Here is a 14917-nt window from a genome sequence, read left to right on the forward strand (position 1 = left end):
ACCTCTCTCTTTCCGCTAGCTACGCAGCGAGCTCAGAACTTGAGCCCGGCCTCGCGGGCGGCGTCGGCCAGGGCCGCGATGCGACCCGCATACCGGTTACCACCACGGTCGAACACGACGGCCTCGACACCGGCGGCCTTGGCACGCTCGGCGACCAGGGCGCCGACCTTGCCGGCCTGCGCCGACTTGTCTTCCGAAGCACCACGGATCGACGAGTCCAGGGTGGACGCCGACGCAAGGGTGTGCCCCTTGAGGTCGTCGATCACCTGGGCCACGATGTGGCGGTTCGAGCGGGTCACGACCAGGCGGGGACGCTCAGCCGTTCCGTTGACCTTCTTACGGATCCGGATGTGGCGCCGCTTGATGGCAGCACGCTTGTAAGCGTCGCCCTTAGCGATCTTCGTACCGTATGCCATGGCTTACTTACCCGCCTTTCCGACCTTGCGGCGGATGACTTCGCCCTCGTACTTGACGCCCTTGGCCTTGTACGGGTCGGGCTTGCGCAGCTTGCGGATGTTGGCCGCAACCTCGCCGACCTTCTGCTTGTCGATGCCCTCGACCGAGAACCGGGTCGGGTTCTCGACCTTGAAGGTGATGCCCTCGGGCGCCTCGACGGTGATCGGGTGGCTGTAGCCGAGCGCGAACTCGAGGTTCGAACCCTTGGCCTGCACTCGGTAACCGACACCGCTGATTTCGAGCTTCTTCACGTAACCCGTGGTCACGCCGGTGATCATGTTCGCCACCAGCGTGCGGGACAGGCCGTGCAGGGCCTTGTTCTGACGCTCGTCGTTGGGGCGGGTGACGTTGAGAACGCCGTCCTCACCCTTGGCGATGTCGATCGGCGAAGCGACGGTGTGGGTCAGCGTGCCCTTGGGGCCCTTGACCGAGACCGTACGGCCGTCGATGGTGACGTCCACGCCGGCGGGAACCGTGATGGGGAGCTTGCCAATGCGCGACATAGCTGTTTCCTCCGTTCCCTTCCGCTACCAGACGTAGGCGAGAACTTCTCCGCCTACGCCCTTCTTGCCGGCCTGCTTGTCGGTGAGGAGCCCGTGGGACGTGGAGATGATCGCCACGCCGAGGCCGCCCAGCACCTTGGGCAGGGAGGTGGACTTCGCGTAAACCCGGAGACCGGGCTTGGAGATCCGCTTGATGCCCGCGATGGAGCGCTCACGGTTCGGGCCGAACTTCAGCTCGAGGACGAGGTTCTTGCCGACCTCGGCGTCCTCGACCTTCCAGCCCGTGATGAAGCCCTCCTGCTGGAGGATCTCCGCGATGTGAGACTTGATCTTCGATGCCGGCATCGTCACGGAGTCGTGGTATGCCGAGTTCGCGTTCCGCAGACGCGTAAGCATGTCTGCGATCGGATCAGTCATGGTCATGAATTGGCCTTCGGCCTCTCTCGCCGGGGTTTCCTGTATGCGCCATCCCTCTCCCCACTCGGTGGCGGGACGGGTGCGGTGCGGGGACCTACGGCGTAGTAAGTCGTACGGGCTACCGTCAGGCGCCCAACCCTCCAAGCCTAAGCCATGGATGGGTGGGCGCCTGACACGCCCAGTGCTTACCGAGAGCTTCGGGAGTCCCTGAAGGGGGGACTACCAGGAGCTCTTGGTCACGCCCGGCAGCTCGCCACGGTGAGCCATCTCACGAAGGCACACGCGGCACAGGCCGAACTTGCGGTACACGGAGTGGGGACGGCCGCAGCGCTGGCAGCGCGTGTAGCCACGCACACCGAACTTGGGCTTGCGAGCAGCCTTCGCGATCAGAGCCTTCTTCGCCATCTCGCTCACGCCTCCTTGAAGGGGAAGCCGAGGTGACGGAGGAGCGCGCGGCCCTCAGCGTCGTTGGTCGCCGTGGTCACCACGGTGATGTCCATGCCCCGGGTACGGTCGATCTTGTCCTGGTCGATCTCGTGGAACATGACCTGCTCGGTGAGACCGAAGGTGTAGTTGCCACGGCCGTCGAACTGCTTGGGGGACAGACCACGGAAGTCGCGGATGCGCGGAAGCGCGAGCGACAGGGTGCGGTCCAGGAACTCCCACATGCGGTCGCCACGAAGCGTGACGTGGGCACCGATCGGCTGGCCCTCACGCAGCTTGAACTGCGCGATGGACTTACGGGCCTTGGTGACGGCCGGCTTCTGACCGGTGATCGTGGTGAGGTCGCGGATGGCGCCCTCGATCAGCTTGGAGTCGCGGGCGGCGTCGCCCACACCCATGTTGACCACGATCTTGACGAGGCCCGGGGTCTGCATGACGTTCTCGTAGGAGAACTCTTCCTGCAGCTTGCCCGCGATCTCCTCGCGGTACTTCGTCTTGAGACGCGGAGTCGTGGTGGTAGCCATCAGATGTCCTCACCCGTCCGCTTGGCAACGCGAACCTTGTTGCCCTCGTCGTCGAAGCGGTAGCCGACACGCGTGACGACCTTCTTGCCGTCCTTCTCCACGACCAGCTGGACGTTGGAGACGTGGATCGGCGCCTCGACGGTGACGATGCCACCGGCCTGCGAACCCTTGGCGGTCGGGCCGGCCTTGGTGTGCTTCTTGACCCGGTTGACACCCTCGACCAGGACACGGTCCTCACGGGGGAAGGCCGCGATGACCTTGCCCTGCTTGCCCTTGTCCTTACCGGTGATGACCTGGACCAGGTCGCCCTTCTTGATCTTCATGCTTACAGCACCTCCGGCGCGAGCGAGATGATCTTCATGAACTTCTTCTCGCGCAGCTCCCGGCCCACCGGGCCGAAGATACGGGTGCCACGAGGGTCGCCGTCGTTCTTGAGAATGACGGCGGCGTTCTCGTCGAAGCGGATGTACGAGCCGTCCGGACGGCGGCGCTCCTTGACGGTGCGAACGATGACCGCCTTGATGACGTCACCCTTCTTCACGTTGCCGCCGGGGATCGCGTCCTTGACGGTGGCGACGATGACGTCACCGATGCCCGCGTAGCGGCGACCGGAGCCACCGAGCACACGGATGCAAAGGATTTCCTTCGCACCAGTGTTGTCGGCGACACGCAGTCGCGACTCCTGCTGGATCACGTCTATCTCCTGATTGTCTGCCGGTTCCCGGCAGGGGCCTCATGTACGAGGCCCCTGCCGAGCCTGGCGGAACTGACCTGCGGATGTACCCCGCAGGAATTACTTGGCCTTCTCGAGGATCTCGACGACGCGCCAGTGCTTCGTGGCGGACAGCGGCCGGGTCTCCATGAGGAGGACACGGTCGCCGACGCCGGCGGCGTTCTGCTCGTCGTGCGCCTTGAGCTTGCTCGTGCTACGGATGACCTTGCCGTACAGGGCGTGCTTCTTGCGGTCCTCGACGGCGACGACGACGGTCTTGTCCATCTTGTCGCTGACGACGATGCCCTCACGAGTCTTGCGGAAGCCGCGCGCCTCGGTGTTCGTCTCAGTCACGTTGTTCTCGCTCATCAGGCGTTCTCCACCGTTTCGATGCCCAGCTCACGCTCGCGCATCAGGGTGTAGATCCGCGCGATGTCCTTGCGGACCGCCTTGAGACGGCCATGGTTCTCAAGCTGTCCGGTCGCCGCCTGGAAGCGGAGGTTGAACAGCTCTTCCTTGGCTTCGCGAAGCTTCGCCAGAAGCTCCTCGTCACCCAGCTCGCGCAGCTCGGACGCCTTGGTACCGGCCGACATCACGCTTCACCTGCCTCGCGCTTGACGATCCGGCACTTCATCGGCAGCTTGTGAGCGGCGCGAGTCAGGGCCTCACGGGCGATCTTCTCGTTGGGGTAGGACAGCTCGAACATGACCCGGCCCGGGTGCACGTTCGCGATCCACCACTCCGGCGAACCCTTACCGGAACCCATGCGGGTCTCGGCAGGCTTCTTCGTGAGCGGGCGGTCCGGGTAGATGTTGATCCAGACCTTGCCGCCACGCTTGATGTGGCGGGTCATGGCGATACGGGCCGCCTCGATCTGGCGGTTGGTCACGTACGCCGGCGTGAGGGCCTGAATGCCGTACTCGCCGAACGCGACCGTCGTACCACCCTTGGCCTGACCGCGGCGCTTCGGGTGGTGCTGCTTGCGGTGCTTGACCCTACGGGGGATCAGCATGTCCCTCAGGCCTCCGTTCCGGTGCTCTCAGCCGGAGCGGCGGCGGCGGGAGCCTCGGCCTTGGGGGCCTCGGCGCCGGCTGCCTGCTGCGGCTTACGACCGCGACCGCCACGCTCGCCACCGCGGCCACCACGGCCGGCGGGGCGGTCGGCACCGCCACGAGCCGGGCGGTTGCCGGCGCGGGCGGCGGCGTTCTCGGCGCGGACCTCGGCGATGTTCTTGACGTCGCCCTTGTAGATCCAGACCTTCACACCGATGCGGCCGAAGGTCGTCTTGGCCTCGAAGAAGCCGTAGTCCACGTTCGCGCGGAGCGTGTGCAGGGGCACACGGCCCTCGCGGTAGAACTCCGAGCGGGACATCTCGGCGCCGCCGAGACGGCCACCGCACTGGATCTTGATGCCCTTGGCGCCGGCCTTCATGGCGGACTGCATGCTCTTGCGCATGGCCCGACGGAAGGAGACGCGGGAGGACAGCTGCTCGGCGACGGCCTGGGCCACCAGCTGAGCGTCCGTCTCCGGGTTCTTGACCTCGAGGATGTTGAGCTGGACCTGCTTGCCGGTCAGCTTCTCCAGGTCGCCGCGGATACGGTCGGCCTCGGCGCCACGGCGGCCGATGACGATGCCCGGACGCGCGGTGTGGATGTCGACGCGGACGCGGTCACGGGTGCGCTCGATCTCCACCTTGGAGATGCCGGCGCGCTCCATACCGGACGTCATCATCCGACGGATGGCGACGTCTTCCTTGACGTAGTCCTTGTACAGCTTGTCGGCGTACCAACGCGACTTGAAGTCGGTCGTGACACCGAGCCGGAACCCATGCGGGTTTACCTTCTGGCCCATTACCGGGTTCCTTCCTTGCTGCTGACGACCACGGTGATGTGGCTGGTCCGCTTGCGGATCCGGTAGGCACGGCCCTGGGCACGCGGACGGAACCGCTTCAGGGTCGGGCCCTCGTCGACGTACGCCTCGCTGATGAACAGCGAAGTGGCGTCCGTGTGGTCGTAGTTGTGCGCGGCGTTGGCAATGGCGCTGTCCAGCACCTTGCCGACCGGCACGCTCGCGGCCTGCGGGGCGAAACGCAGGACCGCCTGAGCCTCCGTGGCGTCGAGGCCACGGATGAGGTCCACCACGCGGCGGGCCTTCATGGGCGTGACGCGGATGTACCGCGCCTGGGCCCTGGCTTCCATGGTTGTCCTTCCAGTGTCTGTCATGGTCATTCCACCCCGCGTTAGCGGCGCTTCGACTTCCGGTCGTCCTTGACGTGACCCCGGAAGGTGCGCGTCGGCGAGAACTCGCCGAGCTTGTGGCCGACCATCGACTCGGTGACGAACACCGGAATGTGGGTCTTGCCGTTGTGCACCGCGATCGTGTGGCCGAGCATGGCCGGGATGATCATCGAGCGACGGGACCAGGTCTTGATGACGTTCTTGGTGCCGGCTTCGTTCTGTACGTCCACCTTCTTGATGAGGTGTCCGTCGACGAAGGGCCCCTTCTTGAGACTGCGCGGCATCTAAACCCGCTCCTAGCGCTTCTTGTTCGTCTTGCGGCGGCGGACGATGTACTTGCTCGAAGCCTTCTTCGGCGAGCGAGTACGACCCTCCTTCTGACCCCAGGGGCTGACCGGGTGGCGACCACCGGAGGTCTTGCCCTCACCACCACCGTGGGGGTGGTCAACCGGGTTCATCGCCACACCGCGAACGGTCGGGCGGACGCCCAGCCAGCGCTTGCGGCCGGCCTTGCCCCAGTTGATGTTGCTCTGCTCGGCGTTGCCGACCTCGCCGACGGTGGCGCGGCAGCGCACGTCGACCAGGCGGATCTCACCGGACGGCATGCGGAGGTGGGCGTAGGCGCCCTCCTTCGCGAGCAGCTGCACGGAGGCACCGGCGGAGCGGGCGAACTTGGCGCCGCCACCGGGACGGAGCTCGATCGCGTGGATCGTGGTACCGACCGGGATGTTGCGGAGCGCCAGGTTGTTGCCCGGCTTGATGTCGGCCCCGGGACCGTTCTCCACGCGGTCGCCCTGCTGCAGGTTGCGCGGGGCGAGGATGTAGCGCTTCTCGCCGTCCGCGTAGTGCAGCAGCGCGATGCGCGCGGTGCGGTTGGGGTCGTACTCGATGTGCGCGACCTTCGCCGGCACGCCGTCCTTGTCGTGACGACGGAAGTCGATGACACGGTAGGCGCGCTTGTGTCCGCCACCCTGGTGGCGAACGGTCACACGACCGGCGTTGTTACGGCCGCCCTTGCTGTGCAGCGGGCGGACCAGCGACTTCTCCGGCGTGGACCGCGTGATCTCGACGAAGTCGGCGACGCTGGAGCCACGACGGCCCGGCGTAGTCGGCTTGTACTTGCGGATTCCCATTTCTCAGTCCTCGTCCGATATCGGACGATCCGACCCGCTTACGCGGTCGGACCGCCGAAGATGTCGATACGGTCGCCCTCGGCAAGGGTCACGATGGCGCGCTTGGAGCCGGCACGCTGACCGAAACCGGTCTTGGTGCGCTTGCGCTTGCCGATGCGGTTGATCGTGTTGACCCCGGTGACCTTGACCGAGAAGACCGCCTGGACGGCCTGCTTGATCTGGGTCTTGTTGGCGCCGGGGGCGACGATGAAGGTGTACTTGCCCTCGTCGAGGAGCGCGTAGCTCTTCTCCGACACGACCGGCTTCAGCAGCACGTCACGGGGGTCCGTGAACGCCTTGCTGGGCGCGGTGATGACGGTGTTCTTGCCCTCGGTGGCGTGGCGCTTCGCCTTGGCGACGCGCGCGGCCTTGGCGGCCTTGGCCGCCTTGGAGGCGATGCTCGGGTGACGCGTAGCCATCAGGCCTCGCTCCCTTCGGTGTCGTTGGCCTTGTTCGGGCCGGACACGAAGGACTCCAGGGCACCCTGGGTGAAGACCACATCGTCGGAGACGATCACGTCGTACGTGTTCAGCTGGCCCGGCTCCAGGATGTGCACCTGGGGCAGGTTGCGGGCGGAGAGCCACGCGGCCTCGTCGGCGCGCTCGACGACCAGGAGCAGGTTCTTGCGCTCCGAGATCTTGCCGAACAGCGACTTGGCGGCCTTGGTGGAGGGGTTCTCGCCCTCGATCACGCCGGAGACGACGTGGATGCGGTTGTGACGGGCCCGGTCGGTGAGGGCGTGGCGCAGGGCCGCGGCCTTCATCTTCTTCGGGGTCCGCTGCGAGTAGTCACGCGGCTGCGGGCCGTGGACGACGCCACCACCGGCGAACTGGGGCGCGCGGGTCGAGCCCTGACGGGCGCGGCCGGTGCCCTTCTGCCGGTAAGGCTTCTTACCGCCACCACGGACTTCGCCGCGGGTCTTGGTCTTGTGCGTGCCCTGACGGGCAGCCGCGTTCTGCGCGACGACGACCTGGTGGATCAGCGGGATGCTGACCTTCTCCACGCCGAAGATCTCCGCGGGGAGCTCGACGCTTCCGGTCTTCTCGCCTGCAGGCGAAAGGATGTCAACAGTGCTCATCGGTACCTCAGGCCCCCTTGGCCGCGGTGCGGACCAGGACGAGGCCGCCGTTCGGACCGGGGACGGCGCCCTTGATGAGCAGCAGACCCTTCTCCGCGTCAACGGCGTGGACGGTCAGGTTCTGGGTGGTGACCCGCTCGTTGCCCATGCGGCCCGCCATGCGGAGGCCCTTGAACACACGGCCCGGGGTGGCGCAGCCACCGATGGAGCCGGGAGAGCGGTGCTTGCGCTGGGTGCCGTGACCGGCGCCGAGGCCCTTGAAGTTGTGACGCTTCATGACACCGGCGAAGCCCTTGCCCTTGCTCTTGCCGGTCACGTCCACCTTGACGCCGGCCTCGAAGACCTCCGCGGAGATCTCCTGGCCCAGCGTGTACTCGGAGGCGTCCGCGGTGCGGATCTCGACGAGGTGACGGCGGGGGGTGACGTCGGCCTTGGCGAAGTGACCCTTGAGGGGCTTGTTCACCTTGCGCGGGTCGATCTCGCCGAAGGCGATCTGGACCGACTCGTAGCCGTCGACATCGTTCGTGCGGACCTGGGTCACGACGTTGGGGCCGGCCTTGACGACGGTGACCGGAACAACGCGGTTGTTCTCGTCCCACACCTGCGTCATGCCGAGCTTCTCGCCCAGGATGCCCTTGATCTGCTTAGCCATTCTCAGATCACCGGCCTTCAGAGCTTGATCTCGATGTCGACACCGGCCGGGAGGTCGAGTCGCATCAGAGAGTCAACGGTCTTGGGGGTCGGGTCGAGGATGTCGATCAGGCGCTTGTGCGTGCGCATCTCGAAGTGCTCGCGCGAGTCCTTGTACTTGTGCGGCGACTTGATGACGCAGTACACGTTCTTCTCAGTGGGCAGCGGCACCGGGCCCGCGACCGACGCACCAGTGCGGGTCACCGTCTCGACGATCTTCTTCGCCGAGCTGTCGATGACCTCGTGGTCGTAGGCCTTGAGCCGGATGCGGATCTTCTGTCCCGCCATGGCTACTCAGTAGTCCTTTGTCTCGTTTAACGCTCTGGAACCCGGTGTTCCCTCACCCGTCCCTCCGACCCACGCGGTCGGGTGTGTCGCGCTTCCGCTGACACGGATGCCCCTTGTTCGAGCATCCCTTGTCCGGGAAACACGGCCCTTCCTGCAGCCGTGGGCCGGGGACAGAAGCCCACCGGGTGCCTGGCCGGCGCCGCACTGACACTTCCCGAAAGATTCCCGTACGTCCGCCTCAGCGCTGCCGTAAGGCAGTTGGGGCGACGAGTACTGTGGGACTCGCTTCCGGTCCTCCCGGCGGGAGGCGCGCAGCATCAACACTCGACCGAGCAACCCCGCTAGTCTGCCATACGGCCCACCGGCTCCGCCAATCGAGCCGGAGAGATTACCCCGGGAGTGACGCAGGTCAAACCCGGCGGCCACCACCGTCCCCCGTGGCGTCGCTCGGGATGCCGTCCAGGGCACCGTTCGGGGCCTCGCCGGGGGTGCCGCCCGGGGCGTCGCTCGGGGTGCCGTCCAGCGCGTCGCTCGGGGTGCCGTCCGCGGAGCCGTCCGAGGTGTCGGGGAAGACGAAACGGGCCGCGAGGCCGAACGCCCCGAAGGCCGCCAGCGCCAGCGCGGTGCGCAACCACCTCATCCCACCGGTCCACTCCTGGGGGACGCCGAAGACCGCCCAGAGGACGGCGGCGGTTCCGGCGAGCATGAGGACCGCACCCACGAGACGGCTTGCTGAGAGACTCATGCGTTCCATGATCCACTGCGGCTTCGGGGCGGCGATTCGATTCAGCCGGGCTCGCTGGTCCGCTCCGGTGCCGTCAGCCAGAACGCCGCGCCCAGGGTCAGCACCAGCGCGGCGGGGATCAGCAGGACCACCGCCGGGTGGATCCGCTCATGGAGGAGCCACGCGCCCAGCAGGCCGCCGATGAACATCGCGCCGACCGAGGCGAGGCGGCGGCCCTCGTCGCGGGGGCCGGCGCCGATGCGGGTGTCGGGGATCGGGGGCAGGCCGCCGAGGAGGGCGGTCAGGGCGCGGGTGGAGACCGTGGTGGGCAGGTCCGCGACCCGGGCCCGCAGGGTGGTGATGTTGCGGATGCCCATGGCCGCGGCGACCAGGGCGACCACGGCGAAGTGCGGGCCGTCCGCCGGGCCGCCGGGTGCGCCGACCCCGGTGCGCCAGGCGGCCAGTCCGCCGAGCCCCAGCAGCAGGGCCTCGACGATCAGCGCGGGCACGAACCAGCGGCGGCCGTGGGCGTCCACGCTCGACTCGAACCGGGAGCCGAGCACCGCCCCGACGACGAAGCCGCCGAACGAGACGCCCGCCGCGGCCGGGGACAGACCGGCGGCGCCGGTGAGCGCGAAGGAGAGGAAGAGGAGGTTCCCGGTCTGCACCGCGGTGAACACCGGCCCGAGCACGAGGAAGCTGACGGCCTCGATCATGCCGGTCGTCAGCGTGAGCGCCACCATGACCGAGGTGAGCCCGACGCCCGCTCTGGGCTTCATACCCCGGACCCTAGGCGCCGGGTAATCCGCTCGCCCGCCACCGTGCCACGCTCCTACGCTGATCAGGTACGTCGGCTGTTCAGGTACGCCGGCCGGCACGGGGAACGGTCACGATGGGCACGACGCGTACGCACTATCCGCGGACCAGGCATCTGCCGTGGTCCCCCGGCGCCACCGCCGACGATCTGCGGGTCACCGACCTGTCCGGGCTGCGCGGCCGCGAGGTCGTCGTGACGGAGAAGCTGGACGGCGAGAACACCACGCTGTACGCCGACGGCGTGCACGCCCGCTCACTCGACTCCGCGCACCACCCCTCCCGTACCTGGGTCAAGGCGCTCCAGGCCCGCATCGGCCACGCCATACCCGAGGGATGGCGGGTGTGCGGCGAGAACATGTTCGCCCGGCATTCGATCGCGTACGACGACCTGGACAGCTGGTTCTACGGCTTCTCGGTGTGGGACGGGGACGGGCGCTGCCTGGACTGGGACCGGACGGTGGCCTTTCTGCGCGGGCTCGGGGTTCCCGTGCCGCGTGTGCTGTGGCGGGGCGTGTTCGACGAGCGGGCGCTGCGCGCGCTGCGGCTGGACCCCGGGCGGCAGGAGGGGTACGTCGTCCGGGTCGTGGACGGCTTCGGCGCGGAGGAGTTCGGCGCGTGTGTCGCGAAGTGGGTGCGGGCCGGGCACGTACGGACGGACACGCACTGGATGCACGCGGCCGTCGTCGAGAACGGACTGGGCGCGCGGGCGGCGCTGTGGGCGGTGCGCTCCGGCGCGCCCGCCGACGCCGACGCGCTGGCGGAGGCCGTCGGACTGCCCGGTGAGGGCGACCGGGAGGCCGTCGCCCGCTTCGATCCGGCGGGGCGGACCGGGGACGACCGGCTCGTCGGCGTACTGGCCGCGCTGCTGCACGACCACGACCACGGCCATGGCCGAGGCGGAGGGCGGGCCCGGCTCGCGGCGCGGCTGGCCGGGGGCGTGGGCATGCCGCTCGCGCGCCGGGTCGCCGACCTCGTGGGGCTGCACCCCGCGCTGCACCGGCCGTATCCGGACGAGGACCGCCGGAGCGGTCTGACCCGGCTGTCCCTCGCCGCCGACCTCGGTCTGCTCCACGCGGTCGCCCGGGCCACGGCGGTGACGGACGAGGCGCGCGAGCAGGTGGAGTGGTCCGCGCTGCACGCCGAGGAGGTGCCGGGCCCCGACGAGGCCGCCCTGCGGGAGGCCTTCGCCGGGCTGTCGCCCGACGCGGCCCTGCGCTGCCGGGCCGAGGCACGGGAGGCGTACGCGCGGGGGCGCGTGGAGGATGTGCCGGGGGCCGTCGCCGCGACGTGGCGGTGGCGGTCGGGGGCCTTTCCGAGGCTGATCCAGCTGGTCGGTCCGGCGGGCAGCGGCAAGAGCACCTTCGCGCGGGGGCTCACGGGCGTGGACGCGTATGTCTCGCTGGACGATCTGCGCGAGGCGCGCGGCGCACGCGCCGATCAGCGGGCCAATCCGGAGATCCTGCGCGCCGGGCTCGACCGGCTGGACGGCGCGCTGGCCGCCGGCGGGACGACGGTGTGGGACGCCACCTCGCTCACCCATCAGCAGCGCTCGCTGGTGCACGGGGTCGCGCACCGCCGCAACGCCCTGATCACCCACGCCGTGGTCCTGGTCGACGAGGACGAGCTGATACGGCGCAACACCCGCCGCGAGCACCCGGTACCCCCCGAGGTGCTCACCGCCCAGCTGCGCCGCTTCGCCCCGCCGTATCCGGGCGACGCGCACCGCACCTGGTACGTCGGGGCGAGCGGGACCATAGAGGACGAGATCTAGGAAGATCCAGGAAGAGGGCTGGGGAACCGTGCGGACGAGCGAGGAGATATACCACCGGGTGCGCTGGGACGCGCGCTTCGACCCGGCGCGCTTCGTGCTCGGCGTCCTCCAGCGCAACGCCGCGCCCAAGCGCGTCCCGCTGCCCGCGTTCGTGCCCGGCGGCGAGATCCCGTGGCACCGGGTGCTGTTCTTCGAGGCGGACGGCGAGAAGGTCTGGGACCGGGCCACGGGGGTGGACCGGATCGACGCGACGGAGGCGGGGCGCGTACGGGAGGCCCGGCTGCTCCGGGCACCCTTCTTCACGGCGCGCACGCCGCACACGTGGGACGGGGAGGACTGGGCGCCCGCGCCCAGCTCACGGCAAGGGGCAGTCTCCACCGACGTCCGGGTGCTGACCTGGAACACCCTCTGGGACCGCTACGACGCCGATCTCATCGACACCGCCCGCCGCAGACCGTTGCTGCTGCGGGCCCTGCGGGACGCCGACGTGGACGTGATCGCGTTGCAGGAGGTCGAGGCGGAGCTGCTGGCCATGCTGCTGCGTGAACCCTGGGTGCGGGCGGGCTGGACGGTGGGGACGGACCCGCGCGGGCGGGACGTGGACGAGTGCGGTCTGCTGCTCCTGAGCCGGTTGCCGGTGCGCGAGGCCGCGTTCCACGCGCTGGGCCCGCACAAGGCGGTGACCGCCGTGGTGCTGGACACCGGGGCGGGGGCGAGGGGCACAGACGGGCGCCCTCTCGTCGTCGCGGCGACGCATCTGAGCAGCGACCACTCCGTCGACGGCGCAGGTCGCCGTACCGTCGAACTGGCCCGTGTCGCCGAGGGGTTGGCGGCCCTGGACGCCGATCTGATCCTCCTCGGCGACTTCAACGACGGCGGCGACACGCCCCAGCTGACGCTCGGCATGCGGGACGCGTGGACCGAGGCGCACGGCGCGGCCGACGCGACCCCGACCTTCGACCCGGGCGCCAACCCGCTGGCCGCGATCTCCTCCCTGTCGAGGCGGGCGTCCCGGCTGGACCGGGTACTGCTGCGCGGCGACGGCCTGGGGGTGCGGTCGGCCGAGCTGTACGGGGACAGGCCCACGGCGGAGGGGCTGTACATCTCGGATCACTACGGCGTGCGGGCGCAAGTGACACCGGACGGCCCGGGCACCGGCCCCGGCGCGGGCCCCGGTGCTGACACTTCGGCGAGCCTGGACATCCGGCCGACGGCCCGTACGGCGCTGGCGTGGCTGCCGCCCGAGGAACTGTGGCCGCCGCTGCAGGACATCCGCCGGGAGCACGACCCGCAGATCCACCGCTGGCCCCCACATGTCAACGTCCTCTTCGGCTTCGTACCGGAGCACGCGTTCGAGGAGGCGGCGTCCGTACTCGCGACGGCCAGGACGGCTCCCTTCGACGCCCGGCTGGAGGGCGTGCACTGGTTCGGCCACCGGGACGACGCGACCGTATGGCTCGACCCGGCGGCGGACGGCGAGGGGCCCTGGGCCGAGCTGCACGACACCCTCGTACGCCACTTCCCGCGCTGCCGAGGCCGCCACGAGGGCTTCACCCCGCATCTGAGCCTGGGCCGCGCCACCGACCCGAACCCCCTGGCCACCGCCTGCGCGGCCCGGCTCGCGCCCATGACGGCGACGGTCGGCGAGCTGGCGCTGCTGTCGCGACGCGGGGACGAGCCGATGCGGGTACGGGGGACCGTGACGCTGGGGACGGGTGAGGTGCGCTGGAGGGAGGAGTCCACGCACGCGCACTCCTGGCGCGAGGCCGCCGACACGGACCTGGCCGGGCGCGAGGCCGCCGACATGGAACCGGCCGGGCGCGAGGCCTCTGACACCGACCTGGCCGAGCCCGAGGGATCCGCTGATACGGCGGACCTGGCCGACCGGATCACCCGCCGCATCGCGGACGCGTTCCCCGACGGTGTCGTCCACGTCGTCGGCTCCCGGCGCATGGGCTGCGCCCTGCCCGGCGCGGATCTGGACCTGGTGGCGGCGTTGCCCGGCACGGTCGAACTGGCCGCCGTGAAAGGGAAGTTGAGCGAGCTGACGCGGACGCCCGCCGATGTGCGCGAGGTGGTCGGGGCGCGCGTACCCGGTCTGCGGCTGCGGCTCGACGGGCTGGACGTGGACCTGGTGGTCGTGGCCACCGGATCGCTGGACCCGGCGGAGGCGGTGGACCGACGGGCCGAGCTGGGCGAGGCGGCGGCGATCGCGCTCAGCGCGGTGAGCGACGCGGAGGCGGTGCTCGCCTCGGCGGGCACCCGGGAGCTGACGGGCACCCGCGAGCCGACAGGCGCGCATGAGCTGACGGGCGCCGACGGATCGACCTTCGCCCGGCTGGCCGTGCAGGTCAAGGCATGGGCGAAGGCCCGGGGCCTGGACTCGGCACCGTTCGGCGGGCTGCCGGGGCTCGCCTGGTCGGTCCTGGCGGCCCGCACGGCAGGCGAGGCCGGTGAGGTCGGCGACCTGCCACCGTCCGACCTCCTACGGCACTTCTTCGCGACGTGGGCGGCATGGGACTGGCGTACGCCGGTGGGCGGGGCGGACGAGTCCCCGCTCCCCCTCACCATCACGACGCCCTCGGCCCCGGTCCGCCCCTGCACGGACCAGGTCACGGAGGGCATGCGCGACCTGATCACCCAAGAGCTGTTCCGGGCTTGGGAGTTGCTGGAGGCGGAGACCCCCTGGCCCGAGCTCCTCACCCCGCCCCCGCTCCACCGCCGCCACGCCGCGTGGGCGATCGTGACGGTGGGCGGGAGTACGGGCAGGAGTGCGGCCGGGAGTGCGGACGAGGGCGCGGACAGGCGTACGGCCCGGATCGCGGACGAGGGCCGGGTCCGGGGCAGGATGCGGGCCCTGATCACCGACCTCGCCGAACTGTCCCCCGACTGCCACGCCTGGCCCCGCCCCTTCACGCACACCCCCGCCCGCTACGCCATCGGCCTGGGCCGGACCCCACCGACCACGGCCGACCTGACCGCCGTGGCGGAACGCAGGCTGCGCGGTCTGCCGGGCGTCACCCTGACGCGGGCCGAAGGGGGCGAGATACCGACGCTCCACTGAACGCGGGAGGAATGCGGGCGG

At 69.7% G+C, this 14917-nt stretch carries 22 protein-coding genes; 2 read left to right on the forward strand and 20 right to left on the reverse strand.

Going from position 1 to position 14917, the window contains the following annotated elements:
- Positions 1-32: 32 nt before the first annotated feature.
- The 20 genes from rplR to ABT147_RS06240 all read right to left on the reverse strand — a co-directional run bounded on the left by rplR (position 33) and on the right by ABT147_RS06240 (position 10024).
- Positions 33-416 (reverse strand): 50S ribosomal protein L18, encoded by a 384-nt coding sequence (rplR, locus tag ABT147_RS06145; protein WP_005481210.1) that lies wholly within the window; start codon positions 414-416, stop codon positions 33-35.
- 3 nt (positions 417-419) lie between these two features.
- Positions 420-959: a 50S ribosomal protein L6 gene (rplF, locus tag ABT147_RS06150; RefSeq protein ID WP_351402965.1), complete on the reverse strand. Its 540-nt coding sequence runs from the start codon at positions 957-959 to the stop codon at positions 420-422.
- Positions 960-983: 24 nt separating this feature from the next.
- Positions 984-1382, reverse strand: coding sequence for a 30S ribosomal protein S8 (gene rpsH, locus ABT147_RS06155; protein WP_013001411.1), 399 nt, complete (start codon positions 1380-1382; stop codon positions 984-986).
- A 213-nt stretch (positions 1383-1595) separates the two neighbouring features.
- Entirely contained in the window at positions 1596-1781 is a 186-nt protein-coding gene (locus ABT147_RS06160; protein WP_003948630.1) for a type Z 30S ribosomal protein S14, read from the reverse strand.
- A gap of 5 nt (positions 1782-1786) precedes the next feature.
- A complete protein-coding gene (gene rplE / locus ABT147_RS06165) occupies positions 1787-2344 on the reverse strand; it encodes a 50S ribosomal protein L5 (protein WP_005481216.1) in 558 nt (185 codons plus the stop codon).
- Positions 2344-2667 (reverse strand): 50S ribosomal protein L24, encoded by a 324-nt coding sequence (gene rplX, locus ABT147_RS06170; protein WP_013001412.1) that lies wholly within the window; start codon positions 2665-2667, stop codon positions 2344-2346. Before rplX ends, rplE begins: the two co-directional genes overlap by 1 nt.
- 2 nt (positions 2668-2669) lie before the next feature.
- Positions 2670-3038 carry a 50S ribosomal protein L14 gene (rplN, locus tag ABT147_RS06175; RefSeq protein WP_003992364.1) on the reverse strand — a complete coding sequence of 123 codons (369 nt, stop codon included), beginning with the start codon at positions 3036-3038 and terminating at the stop codon, positions 2670-2672.
- Positions 3039-3137: 99 nt separating this feature from the next.
- Complete coding sequence (rpsQ, locus tag ABT147_RS06180; protein ID WP_006130775.1) at positions 3138-3425, reverse strand: 30S ribosomal protein S17; 288 nt, start codon at positions 3423-3425, stop codon at positions 3138-3140.
- Positions 3425-3649 carry a 50S ribosomal protein L29 gene (rpmC, locus tag ABT147_RS06185; protein ID WP_030831683.1) on the reverse strand — a complete coding sequence of 75 codons (225 nt, stop codon included), beginning with the start codon at positions 3647-3649 and terminating at the stop codon, positions 3425-3427. Before rpmC ends, rpsQ begins: the two co-directional genes overlap by 1 nt.
- The gene (rplP, locus tag ABT147_RS06190; protein ID WP_004927269.1) at positions 3649-4068 is read right to left on the reverse strand and encodes a 50S ribosomal protein L16; all 420 of its coding nucleotides are present in this window, start codon (positions 4066-4068) and stop codon (positions 3649-3651) included. Before rplP ends, rpmC begins: the two co-directional genes overlap by 1 nt.
- 5 nt (positions 4069-4073) lie before the next feature.
- A complete protein-coding gene (gene rpsC / locus ABT147_RS06195; RefSeq protein WP_013001414.1) occupies positions 4074-4907 on the reverse strand; it encodes a 30S ribosomal protein S3 in 834 nt (277 codons plus the stop codon).
- The gene (gene rplV, locus ABT147_RS06200) at positions 4907-5254 is read right to left on the reverse strand and encodes a 50S ribosomal protein L22 (RefSeq protein ID WP_152171197.1); all 348 of its coding nucleotides are present in this window, start codon (positions 5252-5254) and stop codon (positions 4907-4909) included. The genes rpsC and rplV overlap by 1 nt, the downstream gene beginning before the upstream one ends.
- Positions 5255-5295: 41 nt before the next feature.
- Positions 5296-5577, reverse strand: coding sequence for a 30S ribosomal protein S19 (gene rpsS / locus ABT147_RS06205; protein WP_013001415.1), 282 nt, complete (start codon positions 5575-5577; stop codon positions 5296-5298).
- 12 nt (positions 5578-5589) lie between these two features.
- Complete coding sequence (gene rplB, locus ABT147_RS06210; RefSeq protein ID WP_033528344.1) at positions 5590-6426, reverse strand: 50S ribosomal protein L2; 837 nt, start codon at positions 6424-6426, stop codon at positions 5590-5592.
- 38 nt (positions 6427-6464) lie between these two features.
- The gene (gene rplW / locus ABT147_RS06215; RefSeq protein ID WP_351402967.1) at positions 6465-6884 is read right to left on the reverse strand and encodes a 50S ribosomal protein L23; all 420 of its coding nucleotides are present in this window, start codon (positions 6882-6884) and stop codon (positions 6465-6467) included.
- On the reverse strand, positions 6884-7543 hold the full coding sequence (gene rplD, locus ABT147_RS06220) for a 50S ribosomal protein L4 (protein WP_152171194.1): 660 nt from the start codon (positions 7541-7543) through the stop codon (positions 6884-6886). Before rplD ends, rplW begins: the two co-directional genes overlap by 1 nt.
- 7 nt (positions 7544-7550) lie before the next feature.
- Positions 7551-8195, reverse strand: coding sequence for a 50S ribosomal protein L3 (gene rplC / locus ABT147_RS06225; protein WP_005481233.1), 645 nt, complete (start codon positions 8193-8195; stop codon positions 7551-7553).
- Positions 8196-8212: 17 nt separating this feature from the next.
- Positions 8213-8521, reverse strand: a complete 309-nt coding sequence (rpsJ, locus tag ABT147_RS06230; RefSeq protein ID WP_003948644.1) for a 30S ribosomal protein S10 — start codon at positions 8519-8521, stop codon at positions 8213-8215.
- A gap of 409 nt (positions 8522-8930) precedes the next feature.
- Entirely contained in the window at positions 8931-9266 is a 336-nt protein-coding gene (locus tag ABT147_RS06235; protein ID WP_351402968.1) for a hypothetical protein, read from the reverse strand.
- Between the two features lie 41 nt (positions 9267-9307).
- Complete coding sequence (locus tag ABT147_RS06240) at positions 9308-10024, reverse strand: YoaK family protein (RefSeq protein WP_351402969.1); 717 nt, start codon at positions 10022-10024, stop codon at positions 9308-9310.
- Between the two features lie 113 nt (positions 10025-10137).
- Here ABT147_RS06240 and ABT147_RS06245 point away from each other — a divergent pair, with 113 nt between their 5' ends.
- Positions 10138-11832 (forward strand): RNA ligase family protein, encoded by a 1695-nt coding sequence (locus ABT147_RS06245; RefSeq protein WP_351402970.1) that lies wholly within the window; start codon positions 10138-10140, stop codon positions 11830-11832.
- 28 nt (positions 11833-11860) lie between these two features.
- A complete protein-coding gene (locus tag ABT147_RS06250; RefSeq protein WP_351402971.1) occupies positions 11861-14896 on the forward strand; it encodes an RNA repair domain-containing protein in 3036 nt (1011 codons plus the stop codon).
- The last annotated feature ends 21 nt before the right edge of the window (positions 14897-14917 follow it).

This window comes from Streptomyces sp. NPDC001868, assembly GCF_040297125.1.
GTDB lineage: Bacteria > Actinomycetota > Actinomycetes > Streptomycetales > Streptomycetaceae > Streptomyces.